The sequence below is a fragment of the Arthrobacter sp. GmRoot5-12 genome (assembly GCF_059739365.1).
The window spans coordinates 1,495,976-1,518,765 of record NZ_AP046056.1; the positions used below are offsets into that span (position 1 = coordinate 1,495,976).

Genomic DNA, 22,790 nt, shown 5'->3' on the forward strand with positions numbered 1-22,790 from the left:
CGCATCCCCGAAAGGACTGTTCTTGAACCAGAACGCCAACATCCCCGTCATCCTGGGCGGCGCCCGAACCCCGTTCGGGCGGTTCCGCGGCGGGCTCACGCCCTTCTCCTCCAGCCAGCTCGGCGCCCACGCCATCCGGGCGGCCCTCGAACGGACAGGCGTTGCCCCGGAGCAGATCGGCGCCGTCATCGTGGGGCAGGTCATCCAGGCCGGTGCCGGGCAAGGCCCCGCCCGGCAGGCCAGCCTGGCCGCCGGAATCGGCTGGGACGTTCCCACGATCACCATCAACAAGCTCTGCCTGTCCGGCCTCACGGCCGTGATCGACGCCGCCCGCATGATCCGCACGGGGGAAGCGGACTTCATTGTCGCCGCCGGCCAGGAGTCGATGACCAACGCACCGCACCTGGTCCCCGGGCTTCGCGCCGGCGTCGTCATCGGCGACGCTCCCATGCTCGACTCCCTGAACCACGACGGGCTGCAGGACCCCGTGAGCGGCAAGCTGATGGGCGAGGCCACCGACGCCGGCAACGCCGAGCGCGGGATCACCCGTGCCGGGCAGGACGCCGTGGCGGCCCGCTCCCACCAGCGCGCCGAAGCGGCCCGGGCCGCCGGGGTGCTGGCCGAGGAAATCGCCCCCATCCAGGTGCCCCAGCGGAAGGGCCCTGCCGTGACGCTTGAACACGATGAGGGCATCCGTCCGGAAACCACGGCAGAATCACTGGCGCAGCTCCGCCCTGCGTTCTCCAAGGAGGAGACGGCCACCATCACCGCCGGCTCATCGTCTCCCCTCTCCGACGGCGCCGCAGCCCTGGTCATCGCCAGCAAGGCGGCCGCCATTGCCGCAGGGCTGGAGTGGATCGCCGAGATCGGAGCACACGGCCAGACGGCGGGACCGGACGGATCCCTGCACTCCCAGCCTGCCCGGGCCATCGAACGCGCCCTCAAGGACGAGGGGCTCACGGTCCAGGAACTGGACCTGGTGGAAATCAACGAGGCGTTCGCCTCGGTCCTCATCCAGTCCGCCAACGACCTGGGCATCGACCCCGAAGCCGTGAACGCCGAAGGCGGTGCCATCGCCCTGGGCCACCCCGTTGGCGCCTCGGGCGCACGCCTGGTGCTGCACCAGGCGCTGGCGCTGAAGCGCCGCGGCGGTGGCACCGGCGTCGTGGCCCTCTGCGGCGGCGGCGGACAGGGCGACGCCCTCATCCTCAAAGCATGACCCTCCCACCGAAGAAGCACGCCATGACCAATACCCACTCCGCCGACGGCTTCGCCACCATCTCCGTCGCAGCCGTCCTGGCTGAATCAGCCAAAAGGACTCCGGACAGCATTGCCCTCGTCGTTGGGGAGGACCAGGTCAGCTACGCCGACCTCTGGAGCCAGACCCGGGCCTACGCCGGAGCCCTGCGGGCCCGCGGCATCGGCCCGGGAGACGCCGTCGCCGTCCTGATCCCCAACGTCCCGGACTTCGCCCGGGTGTACTACGCCATCCTGTCGCTCGGCGCCATCGTTGTCCCGGTGCATGCCCTGCTGAAGGCACGCGAAATCGAGTACGTCCTCCAGGACAGCGGTTCCAAGCTGCTGGTCTGCGCCGCTCCCCTGCTGGCGGAGGGGGCCGCCGGCGCGGCGGCCAACGGCATTGACGTGCTGACCGTGATGGCTCCCGACGACGGCGGGTTCCCCCGCCTGGAAGCGGAGGCCGCCCGCACCGAGCCGATCCGGACGTATGAGCCGTGCCGCCCGTCGGATACAGCCACCATCCTGTACACCTCGGGCACCACCGGTAAACCGAAGGGCGCGCTGGGCACGCACTTCGCCCTGGTGGAACAAACCAGTGTCCTGCTGACCAGCGTGATGGACTTCCGGCCTGGCGACGTCCTCTTCGGCGGACTGCCGCTCTTCCACACCTTCGGACAGACCGTGGTCCTCAACACCGGACTGCGCGCCGGGGCCACCATCGTGCTTATGCCGCGCTTCAGCGGCGAGGACGCCCTGAAGCTGCTGGCACGGCACAACGTCAACATCTTCCTGGGCGTACCGACGATGTATGTGGCGCTCCTGGAAGCCGCCAAGACGGTGCCGGACCGGCCCACGGCGCTCCGCTACGGCATCTCCGGCGGAGCATCGCTTCCACTGGCCGTCATGGACAAGTTCCGCGACGTCTTCGGGGTGGAAATCCATGAGGGCTACGGCCTGACGGAGACCTCCCCGGTGGCGGCCTTCAACCATGTGGGCACGGCGCCGCGGCCCGGAACGATCGGGATCCCGATCTGGGGCGTCGACATCAAAATCGCCCGCCCGGAGACGGTGGAGAGCATTGAGCTGCTGCCCAACGGGGAACTCGGTGAACTCGTCATCCGCGGGCACCTGCTGATGAAGGGGTACCTGAACCGCCCGGAGGCAACGGCGGAGGCGGTGGTGGACGGCTGGTTCCGTACCGGTGACCTGGGGACGAAGGACGACGACGGCTACCTCACCATCGTGGACCGCAAGAAGGACATGATCATCCGCAACGGATACAACGTCTATCCCAGGGAAGTGGAGGAAATCCTGCTGACCCACCCGGCTGTGGTGAGTGCTGCCGTCTACGGCATCCCCGATGACGTCCACGGGCAGGAAATCGCAGCGGCGATCGTGCTGGATGCCGGGGCAACCGTCAGCGACACGGAGCTGATGGATTTCGCCAGCAACCAGCTCGCGGCGTACAAGTACCCTCGGGTGATCAGGATTCTTTCCGAACTCCCGCTGGGGCCCAGCGGGAAGATTCTGAAGCGGAAGCTGGCTGAGGAGCCCGCCTAGGGACAGGAACGGCCGTGGGAGGGCAGACTGATGGCATGACACTTGCACCCCTCATCGACCTCAATGATGGCAACAGGATTCCGCAACTGGGGCTTGGCACCTGGCCGCTGGACGACGAACAGGTGGCTGCCGCCGTCGTACACGCCGTGGAAGCCGGCTACCGGCACATCGACACCGCCGTGAAGTACGGCAACGAACGCGGCGTGGGCAACGGCATCCGCGCCAGCGGGGTGGACCGGAGCGAACTCTTCATTACCACCAAGCTGGACGGGGAATTCCAGGGCCACGACCGCGCTGTGGCGGGCCTGGATGGATCCCTGAAGCGCCTGGGGCTGGATTATGTGGACCTGCTGCTGATCCACTGGCCGCTGCCGGGACGGGACCAGTATGTCTCCACGTGGCAGACGTTCGAACGGCTGCAGGCACAGGGGAAAGTCCGGTCCATCGGGGTGTCCAACTTCAAGCCCGCGCACCTGGAACGGCTGATGGCGGAGACTGATGTGGTTCCGGCGGTGAACCAGATCCAGCTCAGCCCCGCAATCACCCGAACCGCAGAACGTGAATTCCACGCACGCCACGGGATTGTCACGGAATCCTACAGCCCGCTTGGCGGATCGGGCGCCAGCTTATTGGGTGCTCCCATCCTTACCCAGTTGGCCGAAAAGCATGGAAAAACACCCGGCCAACTGGTCCTTCGGTGGCACATACAAAACGGATTGGTAACGATTCCCAAGACCGCTTCCCCGGAGCGGATGGCAGAGAATTTGGACGTGTTCGATTTCGCCCTGGACCCGCAGGATCTAGCGGAATTATCGATCCTCGACGAGGGCCCCGGCGCGGGCAACGACTCAGACAAAACCGGGCACTAAAACACTCCTGAACTGCACCTTTTTCCAAAAACGGGGTTGGCAAATAGATAGTAAGCATGATTACTATTGGGGCAGAAGGATGAAGTGCCTCCGGAACCCGGAGGCCTCCTCTAAGCAGGAAGAGAGCAACAAATGGGATTTATTGCATTTCTGATTCTCGGACTTATTGCTGGTGCGATCGCTAAGGCGATCCTCCCGGGCAGGCAGGGTGGCGGCTGGGTCATCACCTTGATCCTGGGCGTCGTTGGCGCCTTCCTCGGTGGCTGGCTGGGTGGAATGATCTTCGGCAGCGGACTGCAGGAGTTCTTCTCGATCCAGACGTGGCTGCTGGCGATCGTCGGCTCGCTGATCGTCCTTGCCATCTACGGCATGGTCACCAAGCGAAGCGCCCGCGGATAACTGTAGGGGCAAGCCAGGAAGCCGGCCTGGGGACACCATCCCCAGGCCGGCTTTCTTTTTCTCCGGTAACGGGCGCCCGATACGCCGGCCGGGACTGACAACCTTCTCGCAGAGCAGGAGTTCATCGTGAAAAACAAGCTTCTTTTGGGTGTAGGCGTTGCCGCAGGTTATGTCCTCGGCTCGCGGTCAGGCCGTGCCGCCTATGACAAGCTCAAGGCCCGGGCAGCCGGCATCTGGGACAGCAAGCCGGTCCAGGACAAGGTATCCGTGGCCACCGAGGCCATCAAGGAAAAGGCTCCCGAGGTTGCGGACCAGTTGGGTGAAGCCGCACGCCGGGCAGGCACGGTCATTGGCTCTGCGATGCACCGGGAGGGCAGCTCCAGCGGAAGCCAGTCATCCGGGCCTTCCACAGGTACTCCCACCACCTCTTCCGTAGGGAGCGATGCCAACAGCCTGGGCGAAGACCACATCCCGGCCCACAGCACGCACCCGGACACCACCAACCTTGGTACGTCCGACGGGACGGGCACAAAGGCCTGATTCCCGCTTCCGCCCTCATCATTACGCATGGAAGTGCGTATGACATGGGAAGATGCGGGCTTTGTGCTACAACTGAATCGCCTTGCCGGCCGTCGCGATCCTTGGGGGACGCGGCGGCCGGCAGCGTTTAACGCGGCCTGCATTGCCGCCCTGCCGGGTTTTCCACATAGGGGTTTTGGGGGCTCTTGATTGTCGGTGGTGGCTGGCAGAGTTGGGTTATGGAGGCCATTGGGGAGCAGCTGGACGGGCCGTTCGGCGGGTTATACGGTGGGTTGCTCGGCGGGAACGCTGACGACGCCGGCAGCCGGCGGACGAGTCCGGCCCGCCTTCGCGCCGTCCCCGGCGGGGAGGGATCCGGCCCTGCCATCCTCGGGGCACTTGCCGAAGAACTCGCCACCGCCGCCCTGGCCGCCCCGGACCTCCTGGCAGCAGCCACCTATGTCGAGGCCGCCGATTACGCCGCCCGGGTCGAGAACCTTGCCCGCACCGTGGAGTATCTGCAACTCATCTCAGCCCTGACTGTGGACCGGACCCGCACCCAAGCCATCACCCAGGCCGCGGTCAGGACCACCCACCCTGCCGTGCCCTCCCCTGCCGATGACGGCTGCCGCAACACCGCAGAGTTCCTCCGCCTCAGGCTCCGCATCCCCATCCGCGAAGCACGCCGCCGCCTCACCCTCGCCCAGCACACCCTGCCCCGCACCAGCCTCACCGGCGAACCACTCCCGCCAACCCGGCCCCACCTCGCCACCGCCCTCGCACCCCACCCCGCCACGGACAGGACCCCGCAACCGCCCACCGGAACCCTCCAGGCACCGGCCGTGTCCTCCCACGCCGCGACCCTCATCAACGCCACCCTGGACCGGCTCCAACACCACACCACCCCCACACCCTGGACCGGATCGAAGAGCACCTCACCACCGCAGCCACCACCACCGACCCCGACTTCCTCACCCGCCTGGCCCAACGCTGGACCGACACCATCGACGCCGACGGCACCGAACCCACCGAAGAAGCCCTCCGCCACACCCAAGGCGCCTTCATCCGCAAACCACGCCACGGCCTGCACCACCTCGAAATCTTCGCCACCACCGACCAATACGAACACCTCCTCACCGTCATGAACACCGCCACCAACCCCCGCACCACCACCCCAAACACCAGCACTGGCACCGGCACCGGGAACATCCCAACGGCGAACAACGCAACCGACCACACCGCCCAGCCGGCCCCGCCCGACCTGCCGGACCTGGACCGGCGCACCCGCGCCCAAAAACAACTCGACGGCATCATCACCGCCGCCAAAACCGCACTCGCCACCAACACCCTGCCCACCACCGGCGGCAACAAACCCCAAATCATCGCCACCATCCACTACCGGGACCTCTTCCCCACCCACACCACAGCAACAGCGACAGGAGAACGGCCGGGAATACCCGCACCACCAGGGACACAGACAGGCACAGGGACAGAGGCAGGGACCGGGGCTTTCGCGTTCACCGGCCCCGTCGCCGCCACCACCCTGCGCAAAATCGCCTGCGACGCCGACATCATCCCCGCACTCCTGGGCACCAACGGCGAAATCCTCGACCTCGGCCGCAAAACCCGCCTCTTCACCCCCGCCCAACGCACCGCCCTCACCACCCGAGACCAAGGCTGCGCCTTCCCCAACTGCACCATCCCCGCACCCTGGTGCGAAGCCCACCACATCACCTACTGGACACACGGCGGACCCACCACCACCAACAACGGCGTCCTGCTCTGCAGCCACCACCACCACCTCATCCACAAAGAACAATGGACCATCACCACCACCAACCACACCCCAACCTTCATCCCCCCACCCCACATCGACCCCATCCAAAAACCCCAACAAAACCACTACTTCAAACCACCACCACCCCAACCCCAAGACGAATAGATAACGCAGACGGGCCGGTCCTGGGGTTCTTCCGACGCCCTACGAAGACCGTCACGTGAAGGTATGGCGGCGGGATGGACACAGCTGGCTCGGCCCTTCAGCAGGCAGGCCGAACACTGGGAAGCGACTGGGGAGCGAAGAGCGGAGTCAGCGCGTCTCTGCCCGCGCAAGCCCGACGACCACGGTGCCGTCCACTTCCTCCGAATGGACTGTCCGGGTGCCGAACCCGGCGGCGGCCAGGATCGCGGAGGTGCCGGATGCCTGCCGCTGGCTGGTTTCGATGATCAGGTGCCCGCCGGGAGCCAGCCATCCGATGCCCCCGGCGGCGACGCGTCGGTGGAAGTCCAGTCCATCAGGACCGCCATCGAGGGATGCCGCAGGTTCGTACAACCGCGCTTCGGGGGGCATGGTGCGGATTGCCTCCGTGGGCACGTAGGGAGCATTGACCACGAGCACCCGGACGCGGCCACGCAGTTCACGCGGCAGGGCATCAAACAGGTCCCCCGCGTGAACCTGGCCGCCCACGGGCCCGACGTTCCGCCTGGCGCACCGGACGGCCACAGGATCGATGTCCGCCGCATGCACCTCCGTCCATGGCGCCTCATGAGCAATGGCCGCTCCCACGGCTCCGGACCCGCAGCAGAGGTCCACTACAACAGCGGGCTTCCGCCGGGGCCCCTCCGGCCACGTCGCCGGCAGCAGGGCGAGGGCCTCATTTACCAGCAGCCCGGTACGGCGGCGCGGCACGAAGACACCGGGCTCCACCAGAATGCGCCGGCCCGCAAATTCGGCCCAGCCCAGGATGAGTTCCAAGGGGACGCCTTCCACCCTGCGCCGGACATTTCGCGCTAAGTCGCCGGGAAGTGAGGCCCCCGCCAGCAGCAGGCGGGCCTCTTCCTCCGCGAAAACGCAGCCGGCGGACCGCAATGCGGAGACAATGCCTTCGAAGACCGGCGACGGGGCAGGACTGCCGGCAGTCCGTGAGTCGAGAGGGGGCACAGCAACGCCTTTCGGTGGGAAGACGGGCGTCCCCATGGCGGCTAGGCCAAGCTCTCCGGACGGCACCGAACGGGAATGCCCAAAACTGTGACTGCGGTAATGGGATCCACCTCCTTCGTCCGCTGCTGGAAATCCCATGCTAATAGGTGGCCTTGTGCTCGGGAATGGGTGCCAACTCTTGGCAGGATGGGTTAATGACCACGGGAACAGCCAGCAACATTCTTTGGATCGGCACCTACACCCCCGACGGCGGCGGCCGCGCCAATGGCATCGGGGCCGTGCGGGAGCATCAGGACGGAAGCCTTGAATGGTTGGGCACGGCAGTCCAGGCACAGTCGCCGTCGTTCCTGGCCGTGCACCCGACGCTGCCGTTGGTTTACGCGGCGGCGGAGCAGCGCAAAATGGTTCAGGCCTACCGCCGACGGGGTGACTTTGCGCTGGAACTGTCCGGGGCACCGGAGCCTGCCGGAGAGGCCACCTGCCACGTCGCCGTGGACCCGGAGGGCCGGTTTGTCACCGCTGCATGCTGGGGTGACGGGCAGGTCCTGCTCTACGAGCTGGATGACGACGGCGGCATGACGGCACGGCTCCCCGCGGCACCGTCGGTTGACCCCCACGCCGGCCTTTTCCCCGGCAGCCCCAGGCCGAGCCGAGCCCATGCCAGCCTGATGCTGCGCGACGGGCGCATCATGACGACCGATCTGGGCCACGACACCCTCCGCATTTGGACCTATGAGCCGGGCACCGGCCTGGTAGCCGACCACGAGGTGGTCCTCCCCTGCGGCACCGGTCCCCGGCACATGGTGGAGCACCCCACGGGCAACGTCTTCATTGTGTCGGAGTACTCCGTGGAGGTCTTCGTGGTCCGGCCCGAGGCCGGCACCTATGAGCTGATATTCCGCGGACCTGCAACTGCGGGCGGCAGCCAGGACGGTGATTCGGCCGCCGAAATCTGCCTTGGCCCGCAGGGGAACTTCGCCTACGCCGGCGTGCGTGGATCCAACCTCATCAGCGTCCTGGAAGTAGCAGCCGGCGGCACCGAACTGATCCCCGTCAAGGACTTCGACAGCGGTGGGGACTGGCCGCGGCACCACATGGTCCGGGGCAGCTGGCTGCACGTGGCCCACGAACGGTCGGACAACATTGCCACGTTTGAACTGGATCCCGTCACCGGGCTCCCCGGCCCCGTGCTTCATGATCTTCGCACCCCCTCTCCCACTGCCCTGGTGTCCGCCGGCTAACTGCGATGCCCGCTACGGCTTCCTCCCCTAGCTCTTCCCCAGACGCTGGAGTAATTCAGCGCAAGCGCTTACAGTTGTGACTTGGTTCACAGGTCTGCATGCTGTCCTTCGAACCCTCCTGCCGCATCCCTTGTCAACGGCAAGCCTGTACAGCAGCGCTGCTTCCCAGGAAGGTCTCACCCTTGTTATTCCGCACCCCTCCCGGCGCGCCCCCACGCGCCCAACTGCAGGCAAAGCCCGCAGGAACACAGCACCCCACAACCCGCCGCCGGGCCCCGGGCCGGGCAATCACGGCGAGGTCGGCGGCCGGCCTCCTTGCCGCTGCGGTGGCCGTTTCCGCAGCAGTCCTCCCGGCCCATGCCGCGGTGGGCCTCAAGGATTCAGGCTCCAAGAATCCCGGCGCCCAGGGCCAGGGATCCTCCACCGCCCTGCATTCGCTCCGCGGTCCCGTGACGGACGAGAACTTCTACTTCGTCATGGCAGACCGGTTCAGCAATGGCAGCACCGCCAATGACCAGGGCGGCCTGGGGCCGGATCCCATGGTCTCCGGCTTCGATCCCACCAGGAAGGGCTTCTACAACGGCGGCGACCTGGCCGGCCTGCGCAGCAGGATCGACTACATCCAGGGCCTGGGCACCACATCCATCTGGCTGACCCCCAGCTTCAAGAACAAGGCGGTCCAGCCCGAGGACAAGTCGGCCGGCTACCACGGCTACTGGGTCACCGACTTCACCCAGATCGACCCCCACCTGGGCACCAACGGTGAGCTCAAGGCCCTGATCGACGAGGCCCACGCCCGCGGCATGAAGGTCTATTTCGACATCATCACCAACCACACTGCCGACGTCATCGGCTACCAGGAGGGCAACCGGAAAGGCTACATCTCAAAGGACGCAGTCCCTTACAAGACAGCCTCCGGCGAAGCGTTCGACGACCGCGACTACGCCGGCACCGGAACCTTCCCCCGGCTGGACGCCAACACGTCATTCCCCTACAAGCCGGTCCTGCCACCGGGCGAAGAAAACCTCAAGGTTCCCGCCTGGCTGAACGACCCCACGCTGTACCACAACCGCGGCGACACCACCTTCACGGGTGAGGACTCCATGTACGGCGACTTCTTCGGCCTCGATGACCTCTTCACCGAAAACCCCGCCGTGGTGCACGGCATGGAGGACATCTATAAGTCCTGGATTGGCGACTTTGGCGTGGACGGTTTCCGGATCGACACCATGAAGCACGTGAACCACGAGTTCTGGCAGGAATTCGGCCCCAACGTCCTCAGCTACGCCAAGGAGCACGGCAAGGACGAGTTCTTCATGTTCGGCGAGGTCTTCGACACCACCAAGAGCTTCACTTCCCAGTTCACCACCCGCAACAAGATGCAGGCCGTGCTGGATTTCCCCTTCCAGGATGCCGCCCGCAACTTTGCCTCCAAGAGCCAGGACGCCAAGGCGCTCCAGGCATTCTTCGCCGGTGACGACTGGTACACCGACGCCGATTCCAACGTCTATGAGTTGCCCACGTTCCTGGGCAACCACGACATGGGCCGCATCGGCAGCTTTATCGCCCAGGACAACCCCGCCGCAGGCGATGCCGAGAAGGTGGCACGCGACGAGCTGGCCCACGAGCTGATGTACTTCTCCCGCGGCAACCCGGTGGTGTACTACGGCGACGAACAGGGCTTCACCGGCCCGGGCGGCGACCAGGATGCCCGCCAGACCCTCTTCGCCAGCAAAGTCCCGGACTACCTGGACGACGACCTGCTGGGCACGGACGCCACCCACGCCACGGACAACTTCAACCCAAGCCACCCGCTTTACGCCAAAATCCGGGAGCTTGCAGCCCTCACCAAGGAGCACCCGGCACTGCGGAATGGCGCACACCAGCACCGCTACGCCGCTGACGGGCCGGGCATCTACGCCTTCTCCCGCACCGATGCCAAGGACCAGCGCGAATACGTGGTGGCACTGAACAACAGCACCCAGACACAGACGGTGGAAGTCCCCACCTACATCGCCAAGCGCAGCTACATGCGCGTTTACGGCGAAGGCGCCGATGAAGCCAAAACCTCTGACGACGCCAAACTGACCGTGACCGTGCCGCCGCTTTCCGCCGTCGTCTACGAATCCTCGGGCCGCATTCCGCACTCCAAGGAGGCTCCCGCCGTCGCCCTCCGGCAGCCGGCCGCCGCGCCTGGTGACAACGGACGCATCAACGTAACGGCCGACGTCGACGGTGCTTCGTTCTACGAGGTCACCTTTGAAGCCCGGACGGCGAGCGGCGCGTGGCAGCCGATCGGCACGGACGACACCGCTCCGTACCAGGTTTTCCACGACGTCGCGGCGCTGGATGCCGGCACACCGCTGGAGTACCGCGCCACCGTTCTGGACAACGGCGGGCATTCCGCCACCAGCCAAAGCCGCTCCGCGGCCGTACCCGCGCCCGTGCTGACCCTGCAGAAGCCTGCGGAGGGCAGCAGCGTGGAAGGCAAGGTTGAGCTCAGCGCCACCGCTGACCCGGAGAAGGCCAGCCACGTGGTGTCCTTCGAGCGCAGTGTTGGCGGCGGGGTCTGGACCGCGGTGGGCACCGACTCGTCCTCGCCCGTCTACTCAGCAACCGACGACGTGACCGGGCTGGCGGACGGCACCAAGGTCCAATATCGGGCGGCCATGACCGGCACCGGCTACAACGTCACCAGCGAAACCAGGACTGTCACGGTGGGCCAGGCCCCGCAGCCCGACTCGGTCACGGTGGCCGGATCACTGAACCAGGCGATGGGCTGCAGCGCACAATGGGATCCAGGCTGCAGCCAGGCCCGGATGGTGTTGGACCCGGCGGACCGCATTTGGCGGCTGACCGTGGACCTGCCGGCCGGGAAGTACGAATACAAGGCAGCGCTCAACGGCGGCTGGGACGAAAACTACGGCGCCGACGGCCAGCTAAACGGGCAGAACATCGTGCTGGACCATCCCGGCGGCCCGGTGACCTTCCGTTATGACAACAGCACCCACCTGCTCAGCGCCGTCTACGCCTCGCAGCAGCCGGCCGCCGTGGCGGCAGCCGGAAGCATGGACAGCGAGCTGGGCTGCGCCTCGGACTGGGAGCCGTCCTGTAACCAGGCGCAATTGGTGCTGGACCCGGCAGACCTCGTGTGGAAGCTGTCCGTTCCGGACCTTCCTGCGGGAAGCTACGAGTTCAAGGCGGCCCTGAACCGCAGCTGGGACATCAGTTATGGGGCCGGCGGCGCTTCCCCGGGTGCCAACATAGTGTTTGAGCACGACGGCGGCCCGGTCACCTTCCGGTACGACCACTTCACCCATGTGATCGCCGCTAACTAGTTCACCCGCCGAACAAGGCAAACCAGGCAAAGCAACTACGGCAACAGGCCCCGCCGCTTACAAAAGCGGCGGGGCCTGTTGCCTTGAGAGCCGCTTAGGCCCGGCGCAGGGCTCCCTCCACCGCCGCGAGCAGCGAGTTGAACCGCTTGTTGGCGGGGAGGTCATCAAGGTAGACGGGTTTGCCGTCCGGCCCCCCCAGGGGCACCTGCCAGTTGGGGTACAGGGCTTCTGTGGTTCCGGGCTGGTTCTGGACCCTCCGCTCCCCCACCGCATCCACCAGGGCCACGCCGAGCAGGACCGACGGCGCCTGGGCCAGCAGCAGGTGCAGCGCCTCGATGGTGTGCTCCTCGGACGGCTGCCCCTCCACGCCGCCGGCGGCACCCTCGGAGAGGTACCCGCGCTCGCGCAGCAGGGCGAACATCTTCTCCAAAGACGCGTTGTGCTCCGCGCGCTCCTCCTGCTCGGACCGTTCCAGCAGCCCCAGCCGGCTCCGGAGCCCCACATGGTCCCCGGCAAGGTAGCCGGCGGTGGGTGGCAGGTCGTGGGTGTTGACGCTGGCGAGCGCCTGCGTGCGGTACTTTTCGGGCGCAAGGGGCGAATCGCCGTCGTACTCAAACCACAGGATGGACGTGCCCAGGATCCCCCGGGCCGCAAGGTAGTCACGCACCCAGGGCTCGAAAGTGCCCAGGTCCTCCCCGATCACCACGGCACCGGCGCGGTGCGCCTCGAGCGCGAGGATGCCGATCAGGGCCTCGTGGTCGTAGCGGACGTAGGCGCCATCCCCCGGAGCGTTCCCCATGGGGATCCACCACAGCCGGAAGAGTCCCAGGATGTGGTCCACGCGGATGCCGCCGGCATGCCTTAGCACGTTGGCCAGCATGTTGCGGAACGGTTCATATCCGGCCTCGGCCAGGCGTGCGGGGTGCCATGGGGGCTGGCCCCAGTCCTGCCCCTGCTGGTTGTACATGTCAGGAGGTGCGCCCACGCTGGTGTTCGGGGTCAGCACGCCGCGCAGCGTCCAGGCGTCGGCACTGCTGTGGTCCACGCCTACTGCAAGGTCGTGCACCACGCCCAGCCGCATCCCCGACCGGAGCGCGGCCCTCTGGGCGTTCTCGAGCTGCTCGTCGCAGATCCACTGCAGCCAGCGGTGGAACCCGATCCGGTCCGCCAGCTTCTCCCGGAGGGCTTCGGCTTCCGGTGTTCCGATGGCGCACTCGGGGTCTGTCCACAGGGGGTCGTCCGGCGCCAGGTCCTCGCGGATGGCTGACCAGAGCGCGAAGTCCTCCAGGCCGCGGCCGGAGCTGCGGCAGAACTCATCGAAGGCGGCCTGCCGGGCCGGTGAACGGCGCGTGTGATAAAGCATTTCCAGCGCCTGCAGCTTGGCCGCGTACACGGCATTGCGGTCGAGGCGGGTGCCTTCCCGGTTCAGCCCTGCCACTTCCTCGTGCAGCTTTTCCAGCGCCGCACGTTTCCGCGGCCGGAGGTATGCCAGCTCGGGAATGGCCTCGATGCGGATGTACAGCGGATTGAAGAACCGGCGGGTGGACGGCGAGTAGGGCGACGGCTGGACCGGCGGTACCGGCTCGGCCGCGTGCAGCGGGTTGACCAGCACGTAGTCGGCGCCGCGCGCACCACTGATCGCGGCCAGGTCCGCCAGGTCCGCAAAGTCGCCGATGCCCCACGACCGCTTTGAGCGGACCGAATACAGCTGCGTGGCCAGCCCCCAGCCGCGGCGTTCCTCCAGCGGCTTTGCCGTGGCCAGCCGCGCAGGGGTTACCACCAGGGCGGCGCTGGCCATAGCGCCCTCCGACTCGACATGCAGCGTGTGCCAGCCCAAGGGCAGGTCCTGGGGAAGGGCGAAGGTGGCACGTCCCGTGGAGACGCCGTCCACCTCCCGGGGCTGGACCCAGACATCCTGCTGGACCGCTTCGCGCTGTCCGGTTCCACCTTCCAGGGTGACGGTCAGGCGCGCGGTGGCGCCGTCACGCACGTGGACCGGCACTTGGGCCGGTTCGCCCTGCTTAATGACGACGGCGGGCGGCAGCATCCGCCGCCACGGCGCCAGTTCGGCTTCGGCCAGGGCAGCCTCAATGTGACTGTTGGTGTGTGCCTCGACACCGAGGGCTGCCAGCACCTTGACCAGCGTCCCCTGGGCAACGGAATGCGGCAGCCCATCCCAGCCCTGGAAGGACGTACCCACACCATGCGCGTCGGCCAGCTGCTGCAGCAGGTGCGGATCGACCGGCCCGGCCGCAGCGGCGGGAGGGCCTGCTGGGATCGCTGGGCCTGGTGCGTGCTGCTGGTCTGAAGCCGTCATGGGTGTCCGCCTCGTCTGTGATGGTCCCGGAACTTACAGTGCTGTTGTACCGGGCGCTGACACCCCCGTGCACAACCGTTGGTTCAGATTATTGCAGGGCGGCGCGGAGGCGAAACCGGGACGGCATCCAGGCGGATCAGGACGGGTTCCGGAGGCGGACGTTACGGATCGAAGTGCGTGGTCACGGCTCCGTCGCTGACCCGGCCGATGACTCCCGCTGCAAGGTCCCGCAGCTTCTGGTTCCGGTGGCTGGACGCCTTGGTGAGCAGGGCCATGGCTTCATCCTGGCTGCACCGGTTCTGGGCCATGATCACCCCACACGCCAGGTCGATCGTGGTGCGGTTGGCCATTGCGGCCCTCAGGTCGTCCGCCAGGTTCTGGGCGTCGGCGATCCGCAGTGCCAGCCTCAATGCGCGGCCCGCGAGGTCAGCAAACCCCTCAGCCCTGCGAACGACTTCGTCAGCAAAGACGTCCGGTTCCGAAGCGAAAAAATTCAACGCGGCGGACTGGTGCCCGTCCAGGGCAAGCGGGACGCCCAGGACGCTGCGGCAGCCGTTCTCGGCCAGCAGCTTCTGGTACTTGGGCCAGCGGGTATCGGTCTCCACATTGGAAAGGATGACGGGCTTCATGGCCTCCAGCGCCGCAATGCACGGACCTTCACCCAGGACCTGCTCCAGCTTGTCCAGGACAACGGCGCGTTCACTGCTGCCCGCAATGGTGGCACTGCGTTTGCGGCGCTGGAGGGTCACGCCGCACTCGACGAACACGCCCGCGTCCTCGCTGACGGCGGAGGCTGCAACAGAGGACAGCTCAGTCAGGAAATCAGCAACATTGCCGCTGCCCATGATGATGTCATGCAACTGGACGAACTGGCCGTCACTATTGAAGGAGCCCATCCCTCAATATAGGCGCTATGGAGTGCCGCGTGCGCGCCACAAAACGTCATTTGCGGGGCGCCGGTTACTCCGTACGACGAAAAGAGAAGGACTAAGGCGGGAATCTGTGGCGGCCTGCCGAATCTGTGTAGCCTCGTGACGATCCAAGGCACGGCAACTGAATGGAGGAGGCCGCAGATGAGCCTGAGCGAACTGCGGGTGTTAGGACGGTCGGGAACCCCCATCAGTCCCCTCACCCTTGGCACCATGAACTTCGGCGAGGGGAACGGCAGCTCCCAGGGCGCCCCCACCGGCGCGGACGAGAGCATCCGGATCATCCATGAAGCCCTGGACGCCGGCATCACCGCAATCGACACCGCTGACGTCTACTCCCAGGGTGAGTCCGAACAGGTGGTGGGCCGGGCCCTCCGCGGCCGCCGGGACGATGTCTTCCTGGCCACCAAGTTCCACGGCCAGATGAGCCCCAACCCGGCGCACTCCGGGAACTCGCGGCGCTGGATCACCCAGGCCGTGGAGGGCAGCCTCCGGCGCCTGCAGACGGACCGCATCGACCTGTACCAGGCGCACCGGCCGGACTACAACACCGACGTCCTGGAGACCATCACCACCCTCAACGACCTGATCCGCCAGGGCAAGATCCTGTACTACGGGACCTCGGTGTTCACGCCGGCCCAGCTGGTGGAGGCCCAGTGGCTGGCCACCACAAACCATCTGATCCCGCCGCTGGGCAACCAGGTTCCGTACTCCATGCTGGTCCGCGGCAACGAGCGGGACGTCCTGCCCATCGCCCAGCAGTATGGCCTGGGCGTGCTGGCCTACGGCCCACTCGCGGGCGGTTGGCTGTCCGGCAGCTTCGTCCTCGAATCGGGCAAGCCGCCCACCCGGGTCCACACACTGCCCGGCCGGTACGACATCTCCGGGCCATCCAGCGAGCGGAAGCTGCTGGCCGCGGACTCGCTGGCCCGGCTGGCGGACAAGCTGGAAATGTCCCTGGTGGACCTGGCCGTGGGGTTTGCCCTGACCCATCCCGCCATCAGCAGCGTGATCATCGGCCCGCGCAGCGAGGAACACCTCCGGGCGTACCTGCGCGCGGCGGATGTCCAGCTGGGCGAGACCGTACTGGATGCCATCGACGACCTGGTGCCGCCGGGAACCAACTTTGTGGAGCGGGACGCGGGCGCAATCGTGCCGTCCATCGAGTTCGCGGAATTACGACGCCGGTAGGCGGCTTCCAGCCCGGACCCCGGACTATTGACTAACCGGTAGAAGGCTCCTACGGTCGATACCGATACCGCCGCCCAAGGAAGCCGGGGCCTGCCATGCCAATGTCCGATGAGGAGCGACGCCTGCTCAAGGAGCTGGAACTGGGGCTGATCGCGGACGATCCCCACCTGGCCATGGAACTGCTGTCCGGCTATCCGGCACGCCGTCTCCCCGCAGGCCTGTTCCCGGGCATGGCGGCGGCACTGATTGGTGTGGTGCTCATTATCGCGGGGGCCGGGCTGCCGGCTCCCGGTGCGGTGGTGCTAGGGATTCTGTTGCTGGGGCTGGGCGCCTGCCTGCTGCTCGGTCCCACGGTGCTGGCCCGGAGCGGCGGCCGGCAGACCACCGGCTGATGGCCGTGGTGGTGCACCTGCGCGGCCCCCGGGTGCCGCAGCAGTTTGCCGCCGCGGCGCCAGGATGAACATGCTTGCCAGGACGACGGCGGCGCCAAGCCAGGCAAGTGCTGGGAGCCGTTCTCCCACCACGAGCACGGCCAGGACGGCGGCCACCACGGTTTCGAGCAGCGAGATGCCGGTGGCCGTGCTCGCCCCTACCCGGGCCAGGCCCCACCCGAACAGCAGGTACCCGGCAAACATGGGGACCGCCGCCATGTAGGCGCCGACGCTGACGCTGGTCCAGGACTCCAGCAGCGGGCGTCCCGTTGCGGCAAGGACAGGCACCAGGAGGAGCCCGCCGAGTCCGAAAACGGCGCCCATGGCCGCCCGTGAAGAGACCCCGTCACCGGTCAGCCGGTGTGCCGCCCAGGAGTACAGAGCATAAGTAGTTCCGGCCAGCAGCCCCAGCAGGATTCCCGCCGTCGGCGCCAAGGAAGTCAAAGTCAAGGAAGTCGAGTTCCAGGAATCAGCCCCGGCGCCAGCAGCCCCATGTGCGGGTGCTGCCGGCGAGTGCCCGGCAAGGGACAGCAGGGCTGCGCCGCCAATTCCCAGCAGCGCCCCGAGAATCCAGCGTCGGCTCAGCGGCTTCCCGTCCGCGAAACGTTCGATCAGGGCGGCCGCTACCGGAGCTGAACCGATGGAAACCACCGTACCCACGGCCACTCCGGAGAGGCGCATGGAACTGTAGAAGGCCAGGGGGTAGACAGCAACCGCCACGGCACCGAGAGATACCAGGCGCCATCGCGCAAGCAGGCTGCCCGACTGAACGGCAATGTGCCGTGCGGCGTACAGTGCCTGCATCAGTCCGCCCAGCCCCATTGCCACCGCGCCGATGGCCAGTGGGCTCACGGCGGGCGCGAAGGTGGCCGCTGTTCCGGTGGTTCCCCAGAGGATGGATGCCGCCACTATGGAGAGCGCTCCCCAGGGCTGGGCCTGCTGATGGTTTGGCTTGTTGTTCACAAGGCGTCCAGCAGTTGCCCGGCGATGGCCCGGGCTTGCCGCAGCGGCACGTCGCCGCCCTCCAGGCCTGCCCTGGCCATGGCACCTTCGAGGAGGAAGGCCAAGTGGGCGGCAACGGCAGGCGCCTGCCCCTCCCTCCCGGGCAACAGTGCCGTGACGTGCCGGGCCAGGAGTTCCTGCACTTCCTCCTTGTGGAGCCGCACTGCAGTCCGCCCGGGGTCCCCTGCGGGCAGTTCAGCCGCCGCGTTGAGCAGCCCGCAGCCGCGGAATCCGTGCTGGTAGGCGGCATTTGCGTGGTCGAGGTAGGCGTCGAAGACCGCCAGTGCCTGCTCCGACGGGGTCCCGGCCTTTTCCAGCCGCGTCCGGTAAAGGCCGAGCCACTCCTCATGCCGTGCTTCCAGGTAGGCGGCCACGAGGTCCGCTTTGGACGTGAAGTTGTTGTAGAGGCTTTTTTTGGCAACGCCCGCCGCGGCAGTGATGGTGTCGATTCCCGTGGCGGCCACCCCCTGGGCATAGAAAAGGCGCGCTGCCGCTTCAAGCAGCAGCACCCGGGCGGGGCGGCGGCTGGTCGCCGAAGCGCGTGACACAGGCATGGGGCTCCTTGCGGTGGTAGTAGGTAGGCCAGTCTACCTACTACCACCACAAGGGCGGAACACCCGTTTGTGAATCAGGCGGTGCGGACCGTCTTAGCGGACACGGCCTGGAGCTCCGTGGCCAGCCGTTCCACCAGGAGTTCCGGGGGCTCGGTGATATCGGCCAGGAGGTGGGCCTCGTCCTCGTCCAGTTCCTCCAAGGCTGCGAACTGGGATTCCAGCAGGGTCCGCGGCATGAACTCGTGGGCGCGGGCTTCCATCCGCGCGCCAATGGTGCCCGCGCTTCCGGTCAGGTGGATGAAGACAACATCCGGCGCTGCGCTGCGCAGCAGGTCCCGGTAGCGGCGCTTCAACGCTGAGCAGGCGACGATAGGCGGGACTGTTGTGACGCCGTCGGCCTTTCCTGCGAGCAGCTCCCCCAGCGTGCCAAGCCAGGGCTCCCTGTCAACGTCCGTGAGCGGTTTGCCGGCGCCCATTTTCTGCTTGTTGGCGGCCGGATGGAAATCGTCGCCATCGAAGAATGGCATGTCCAGGCGCAGGCCCAGCAGGGAGCCCATGGTGGATTTCCCCGAGCCGGACACGCCCATCACCACCAGGGGCGGCAACGGGGCGTTCACCGTTCCTCCCCGTTCCCGTCGAAGCTGAGGAGGACTTTGCCGGAACTGGTGGAGTCCTTGGCCACCTCGAAGGCGTGCAGGGCGTCCTCCACGGGGTATTGGTGGGTGATGACGGGGTCGATGTGCAGTGACCCGTCGGCAAGCGCCGCGATGACCTCGTCGATTTCGTCGTTGAAGCGGAAGGAGCCCTTGAGGTCCAGTTCGCGGGTGATGGCCAGCGAGATGGGTAGCGGCTGCATGCCGGTGGGCAGCAGCCCCACCATCACCACGGTCCCGCCCCGCACCGCGCCGCGGATGGCGGAGGCCAGTCCGTGGTGGTTGCCGGAGGATTCGATCACCACGTCCGCCTCCACGGCGGCGATCGCTTCCGTGTCTGCGGCGTTGACGACCTGGTCCGCGCCGACGGCCTTGGCGATCTCCAGCGGCTTGGGATGGAGGTCCACAGCGGTGATGTGCGCTGCACCGGCGCGTTTGAGGACCGCGACAGCGAGGGCACCGATGGGGCCGGACCCGATCACCAGCGCGGTCTTCCCGGCCACGTCCCCGGCGCGGGAGACCGCGTGCCAGGCCACGGACGCGGGTTCGACCAGGGCGGCCGTGCGCAGGTCGATGCCCTCGGGCAGGGCCCGCAGCATCCGGACGGGCAGGTTCACGTACCGGCTGAATGCGCCGTCGGTGTGCGGGTAGCGGGCGGCGCTGCCCAGGTAGGTGCAGCCGGGTGAGAGGTTGGGCCGGTCCGCGGGGTACCTGGCCGCGCCAGGTCCCGGGGTGGCGGGGTGGACGGCGACGGCGGTTCCGGGCTGCGGTCCCTGGCCGTTGGCGGCGGCGCGGACCACCACGCCGGAGATTTCGTGGCCCAGGACCAGGGGTGCCTTCAGGATGGATTCCCCGGCCGCGCCGTGCAGCCAGTAATGCAGGTCCGAGCCGCAGATGCCGCCGTACAAGACCTCGACGACGGCCTGGTCATCCGCCGGCAGGGCCAGCGGGACCTCATCGATCCGGAGGTCCCCGGCGGCGTGGGCCACCACGGCCGGCCCGGAGGCGGGCAGCGTGTTGGGGCCTGGCTGGACGGGTGTGTTCGCGGGCATCAGACCACCACCGTCATTCCGCCGTCGATGAAAATGGTCTGGCCGTTCACGAAGTCCGACCCGTCGGAGGCCAGCCAGACCACGGGCCCGGCCAGGTCCTTCGGCGTGCCCCAGCGGTGGGCCGGGGTGCGGCCCAGGATCCAGGTATTGAACTGTTCGTCGTCCACCAGGTTCTGCGTCATCTCGGTGTGGATATACCCCGGCGCGATCCCGTTGACTTGCAGGCCGGAAGCGGCCCACTCGGCCGTCATGGCCCGGGTGAGGTTCCGCAGCCCGCCCTTGGCGGCAACATACGGGGCGATAGTGGGGCGGGCCAGGTCCGTCTGCACCGAGCAGATGTTGATGATCTTGCCCCGGCCGCGCGGAATCATGTGCCGGGCCGCCTCCCGCCCCACCAGGAACGCACTGGTCAGGTCCGTGGAAATGACCCGCTCCCAATCCGCCACCTCAAGGTCCAGCATCGGCACCCGGTGCTGGATCCCGGCGTTGTTCACCAGAATCTCCAACGGACCCACGTGCTCTTCGATCCACGCGATGCTGCGGGCTGCCGCCTCGCCGTCGGTGACGTCAAACGCGATGCTGGCGATGCGGCCGGCCGGGAAGTCGGCGGCGAGCGCGGCTTCGGCTTCCTTGAGCCGCTCCGGGTTGATGCCATTCAGCACAACCGTGGCACCGGCGTCGGCCAGTGCCCGGGCGAGTGACGAGCCGATGCCGCGGCTGGAGCCGGTGACCAATGCGACGCGGCCGGTGAGGTCAAACAGTGAGCTCATGCGAACGGTCCCTGCTGCACCAGGTTGACCGGGGTGTCGCCGGCGGCGAGGGCCTCAAGCTGCCGTTTCAGGAGTTTCAGGATCCGTGGTTCGAACGCTGAGGCGTTGCCGCCAACGTGGGGGGTGATGAGGGCGTTCTCCGACGACCAGAGCGGGTGGCCGGCGGGCAGCGGTTCTGGGTCGACGACGTCGATGGCGCAGTGCAGGCGGCCGGACACCACTTCAGCCGTTAGGGCGTCGGTGTCGATCACGGCGCCGCGGCCGACGTTGACCACCAGGGCGCCGTCCGGCAGGGCGGCCAGGACCTTGGCTCCCACCAGGTGGTGGGTCGCCTCGGTGAGGGGAAGGACGGAGACCAGGATGTCGTGGCCGGCGGCGAGCGCCACGAGTTCATCCGGACCGTGGACCTGGCCGTCCGCATCGGTCCGTGCGGCGCTTCCCACCCGGGTCAGTGTGACTTCGAAGGGCTCCAGGCGGCGGGCCAGCTCCTTCCCGATTCCGCCGATGCCCAGCAGCAGGACCTTCCGGTCGGCCAGCGACTGGCGGCGTTGCGGGTTCCAGCGTTCGGCCTGTTGATCGCGGGCGGCCTGGTCGATGCCGCGGAGCTTGGCGAGGATGAGGCCAACGGCCAGCTCCGCGGTGGCAGCTGCATGGACGCCCGAGGCGTTTGCCACGGCGGCGGCCGGACCCGCTGCCTCGCGGACGCCGTCGAACCCTGTTGACTGAGTTTGCACGAACTTCAGGTCCGGGACCTTGCCAAGGTTCGCCAGGACCGCGCCGGCATTGAGGTACGGCAGGATGACCCCGTCGATGCTTCCGTGGGCCTCGTCAGGGGCCACCTGCATGTCCCACACCACTCCCGTCAGTCCCTCCGGGAGCGGGGACAAATCGGCCAGGAGCTGGGGTTCGGGGAAACTGACGGTTTGCACGTGCTGCATCGTTGAAGGCCTATCGGTTGGTGGGAAGGTGCTGCGGGCGGATCGTTATGCGTCGCGGCGGTCGAAGGTCAGTCCGCCGGGGACCTGGAAGGTGGGCATGAGCTCGAGCATGCCCACATTCACGTGGCGCGGGGTTTCAATGGCGTAATCAAGGGCATTGACGATGTCGTCCGTGGTGAGCGACTCGTAGCCCTCGTAGTAGGTCTGCCAGGCTTCTTCCATGGCCTCGGGGCTGCCGCCCAGGTTGCGGCCGAAGATTTCGGTCTCCACCCGGCCGGGGCAGATTTCGGTGACGCGGATGCGCTTGCCGACCGTGTCGTTGCGCAACTGCCGGGAGATCTGGTGCACGGCGGCCTTGGTGGCGTGGTACGCGGTGTGGCCGTAGAAGTTGTAGAGCCCGGCGATCGAACTGATGTTGACCACGTGGCCCAGGTCCCGCTCCACCATGCCGGGCAGCACCAGCCGGGTGAGCTGCAGCAGGCCGCGGAGGTTGACGTCGATGAGTTCGTCGATGTCCTGCTCGGAGGAGTCCAGGATGTTGCCGGTCCGGGAGACCCCGGCGCAGTTCACCAGGACGTCCACCTTGAGGTCGCGGACGACGCCGGCCAGGCCGGCGGTGTCGGTCAGGTCCACCACATGCGGGACTGCTCCCGTGCGGTCGGCCAGTTCGGCGAGGCGTTCCTCGTTGCGGGCCACAGCGTGCACGGTCAATCCGCGCTTGGCGAGACGTTCGGCGATGGCCGCGCCCATGCCGGTGGACGCTCCGGTGACGAGGGCTGTGGTGTAGTCGGAAAAAGGCACAGGGACTCCAATAAGTGGTAAATGGCGGGGCTCTTAGGTCCGGCAA

General features: G+C 67.2%; 20 protein-coding genes. 10 read left to right on the forward strand and 10 right to left on the reverse strand.

From position 1 onward, the window contains the following. Positions 1 to 22 precede the first annotated feature (22 nt). The 6 genes from AC6JAM_RS06765 to AC6JAM_RS06790 all read left to right on the forward strand — a co-directional run bounded on the left by AC6JAM_RS06765 (position 23) and on the right by AC6JAM_RS06790 (position 6,528). Positions 23 to 1,219, forward strand: coding sequence for an acetyl-CoA C-acetyltransferase (locus AC6JAM_RS06765; protein WP_018769630.1), 1,197 nt, complete (start codon positions 23 to 25; stop codon positions 1,217 to 1,219). Positions 1,220 to 1,242: 23 nt separating this feature from the next. Beyond that, a complete protein-coding gene (locus AC6JAM_RS06770; RefSeq protein ID WP_497935925.1) occupies positions 1,243 to 2,799 on the forward strand; it encodes a long-chain-fatty-acid--CoA ligase in 1,557 nt (518 codons plus the stop codon). A gap of 35 nt (positions 2,800 to 2,834) precedes the next feature. Then, positions 2,835 to 3,668 carry an aldo/keto reductase gene (locus tag AC6JAM_RS06775; RefSeq protein WP_497934326.1) on the forward strand — a complete coding sequence of 278 codons (834 nt, stop codon included), beginning with the start codon at positions 2,835 to 2,837 and terminating at the stop codon, positions 3,666 to 3,668. Between the two features lie 132 nt (positions 3,669 to 3,800). Then, positions 3,801 to 4,067 (forward strand): GlsB/YeaQ/YmgE family stress response membrane protein, encoded by a 267-nt coding sequence (locus AC6JAM_RS06780; RefSeq protein WP_018769627.1) that lies wholly within the window; start codon positions 3,801 to 3,803, stop codon positions 4,065 to 4,067. A 126-nt stretch (positions 4,068 to 4,193) separates the two neighbouring features. Next, entirely contained in the window at positions 4,194 to 4,607 is a 414-nt protein-coding gene (locus AC6JAM_RS06785; RefSeq protein WP_497934327.1) for a YtxH domain-containing protein, read from the forward strand. 901 nt (positions 4,608 to 5,508) lie between these two features. Beyond that, on the forward strand, positions 5,509 to 6,528 hold the full coding sequence (locus AC6JAM_RS06790; protein ID WP_497935927.1) for an HNH endonuclease signature motif containing protein: 1,020 nt from the start codon (positions 5,509 to 5,511) through the stop codon (positions 6,526 to 6,528). A gap of 147 nt (positions 6,529 to 6,675) precedes the next feature. Here AC6JAM_RS06790 and AC6JAM_RS06795 read toward each other — a convergent pair whose 3' ends face one another. After that, positions 6,676 to 7,455 (reverse strand): putative protein N(5)-glutamine methyltransferase, encoded by a 780-nt coding sequence (locus AC6JAM_RS06795; protein WP_497935929.1) that lies wholly within the window; start codon positions 7,453 to 7,455, stop codon positions 6,676 to 6,678. A 266-nt stretch (positions 7,456 to 7,721) separates the two neighbouring features. Between AC6JAM_RS06795 and AC6JAM_RS06800 the strand changes: the two genes are divergently transcribed. Both AC6JAM_RS06800 and AC6JAM_RS06805 read left to right on the forward strand, forming a co-directional pair. Beyond that, complete coding sequence (locus AC6JAM_RS06800; RefSeq protein WP_497934328.1) at positions 7,722 to 8,768, forward strand: lactonase family protein; 1,047 nt, start codon at positions 7,722 to 7,724, stop codon at positions 8,766 to 8,768. A 182-nt stretch (positions 8,769 to 8,950) separates the two neighbouring features. Continuing rightward, the gene (locus tag AC6JAM_RS06805) at positions 8,951 to 12,106 is read left to right on the forward strand and encodes an alpha-amylase family glycosyl hydrolase (RefSeq protein WP_497934329.1); all 3,156 of its coding nucleotides are present in this window, start codon (positions 8,951 to 8,953) and stop codon (positions 12,104 to 12,106) included. Between the two features lie 94 nt (positions 12,107 to 12,200). Here the strand turns inward: AC6JAM_RS06805 and malQ are convergent, their stop codons facing one another. Together malQ and AC6JAM_RS06815 are read right to left on the reverse strand one after the other, a co-directional pair. Next, positions 12,201 to 14,423 (reverse strand): 4-alpha-glucanotransferase, encoded by a 2,223-nt coding sequence (malQ, locus tag AC6JAM_RS06810; RefSeq protein WP_497934330.1) that lies wholly within the window; start codon positions 14,421 to 14,423, stop codon positions 12,201 to 12,203. 161 nt (positions 14,424 to 14,584) lie between these two features. Then, entirely contained in the window at positions 14,585 to 15,319 is a 735-nt protein-coding gene (locus tag AC6JAM_RS06815; RefSeq protein ID WP_497934331.1) for a GAF and ANTAR domain-containing protein, read from the reverse strand. Positions 15,320 to 15,496: 177 nt separating this feature from the next. Here AC6JAM_RS06815 and AC6JAM_RS06820 point away from each other — a divergent pair, with 177 nt between their 5' ends. Continuing rightward, a complete protein-coding gene (locus AC6JAM_RS06820; protein ID WP_497934332.1) occupies positions 15,497 to 16,543 on the forward strand; it encodes an aldo/keto reductase in 1,047 nt (348 codons plus the stop codon). Positions 16,544 to 16,638: 95 nt separating this feature from the next. Further along, complete coding sequence (locus tag AC6JAM_RS06825; RefSeq protein ID WP_224084219.1) at positions 16,639 to 16,935, forward strand: DUF3040 domain-containing protein; 297 nt, start codon at positions 16,639 to 16,641, stop codon at positions 16,933 to 16,935. On the opposite strand, the gene AC6JAM_RS06830 is transcribed toward AC6JAM_RS06825, so the two are convergent. The 7 genes from AC6JAM_RS06830 to AC6JAM_RS06860 form a co-directional block, all read right to left on the reverse strand. Beyond that, positions 16,846 to 17,937 (reverse strand): DMT family transporter, encoded by a 1,092-nt coding sequence (locus AC6JAM_RS06830; RefSeq protein ID WP_018772087.1) that lies wholly within the window; start codon positions 17,935 to 17,937, stop codon positions 16,846 to 16,848. The genes AC6JAM_RS06825 and AC6JAM_RS06830 overlap by 90 nt on opposite strands. Then, on the reverse strand, positions 17,934 to 18,530 hold the full coding sequence (locus AC6JAM_RS06835) for a TetR/AcrR family transcriptional regulator (RefSeq protein ID WP_497934334.1): 597 nt from the start codon (positions 18,528 to 18,530) through the stop codon (positions 17,934 to 17,936). Before AC6JAM_RS06835 ends, AC6JAM_RS06830 begins: the two co-directional genes overlap by 4 nt. Positions 18,531 to 18,604: 74 nt before the next feature. Further along, the gene (locus AC6JAM_RS06840; RefSeq protein WP_223993520.1) at positions 18,605 to 19,147 is read right to left on the reverse strand and encodes a gluconokinase; all 543 of its coding nucleotides are present in this window, start codon (positions 19,145 to 19,147) and stop codon (positions 18,605 to 18,607) included. Further along, positions 19,144 to 20,235 carry an L-idonate 5-dehydrogenase gene (locus AC6JAM_RS06845; RefSeq protein ID WP_497934335.1) on the reverse strand — a complete coding sequence of 364 codons (1,092 nt, stop codon included), beginning with the start codon at positions 20,233 to 20,235 and terminating at the stop codon, positions 19,144 to 19,146. Before AC6JAM_RS06845 ends, AC6JAM_RS06840 begins: the two co-directional genes overlap by 4 nt. After that, complete coding sequence (locus AC6JAM_RS06850) at positions 20,235 to 21,005, reverse strand: SDR family oxidoreductase (RefSeq protein WP_018772091.1); 771 nt, start codon at positions 21,003 to 21,005, stop codon at positions 20,235 to 20,237. The genes AC6JAM_RS06845 and AC6JAM_RS06850 overlap by 1 nt, the downstream gene beginning before the upstream one ends. After that, positions 21,002 to 21,943, reverse strand: a complete 942-nt coding sequence (locus AC6JAM_RS06855; protein WP_488315189.1) for a 2-hydroxyacid dehydrogenase — start codon at positions 21,941 to 21,943, stop codon at positions 21,002 to 21,004. Before AC6JAM_RS06855 ends, AC6JAM_RS06850 begins: the two co-directional genes overlap by 4 nt. Positions 21,944 to 21,988: 45 nt before the next feature. Beyond that, a complete protein-coding gene (locus AC6JAM_RS06860; RefSeq protein ID WP_056388221.1) occupies positions 21,989 to 22,744 on the reverse strand; it encodes an SDR family oxidoreductase in 756 nt (251 codons plus the stop codon). Positions 22,745 to 22,790: the final 46 nt, after the last annotated feature.

What these genes read in the sequence shown, in the direction of transcription:
- AC6JAM_RS06855 (WP_488315189.1), bottom strand. Translation starts at nt 21,943, where the DNA reads ATGCAGCACGTGCAAACCGTCAGTTTCCCCGAACCCCAGCTCCTGGCC.
- AC6JAM_RS06770 (WP_497935925.1), top strand. Translation starts at nt 1,243, where the DNA reads ATGACCAATACCCACTCCGCCGACGGCTTCGCCACCATCTCCGTCGCA.
- AC6JAM_RS06815 (WP_497934331.1), bottom strand. Translation starts at nt 15,319, where the DNA reads ATGGGCTCCTTCAATAGTGACGGCCAGTTCGTCCAGTTGCATGACATC.
- AC6JAM_RS06775 (WP_497934326.1), top strand. Translation starts at nt 2,835, where the DNA reads ATGACACTTGCACCCCTCATCGACCTCAATGATGGCAACAGGATTCCG.
- AC6JAM_RS06825 (WP_224084219.1), top strand. Translation starts at nt 16,639, where the DNA reads ATGCCAATGTCCGATGAGGAGCGACGCCTGCTCAAGGAGCTGGAACTG.
- malQ (WP_497934330.1), bottom strand. Translation starts at nt 14,423, where the DNA reads ATGACGGCTTCAGACCAGCAGCACGCACCAGGCCCAGCGATCCCAGCA.
- AC6JAM_RS06845 (WP_497934335.1), bottom strand. Translation starts at nt 20,235, where the DNA reads ATGCCCGCGAACACACCCGTCCAGCCAGGCCCCAACACGCTGCCCGCC.
- AC6JAM_RS06820 (WP_497934332.1), top strand. Translation starts at nt 15,497, where the DNA reads ATGAGCCTGAGCGAACTGCGGGTGTTAGGACGGTCGGGAACCCCCATC.
- AC6JAM_RS06800 (WP_497934328.1), top strand. Translation starts at nt 7,722, where the DNA reads ATGACCACGGGAACAGCCAGCAACATTCTTTGGATCGGCACCTACACC.
- AC6JAM_RS06780 (WP_018769627.1), top strand. Translation starts at nt 3,801, where the DNA reads ATGGGATTTATTGCATTTCTGATTCTCGGACTTATTGCTGGTGCGATC.
- AC6JAM_RS06835 (WP_497934334.1), bottom strand. Translation starts at nt 18,530, where the DNA reads ATGCCTGTGTCACGCGCTTCGGCGACCAGCCGCCGCCCCGCCCGGGTG.
- AC6JAM_RS06850 (WP_018772091.1), bottom strand. Translation starts at nt 21,005, where the DNA reads ATGAGCTCACTGTTTGACCTCACCGGCCGCGTCGCATTGGTCACCGGC.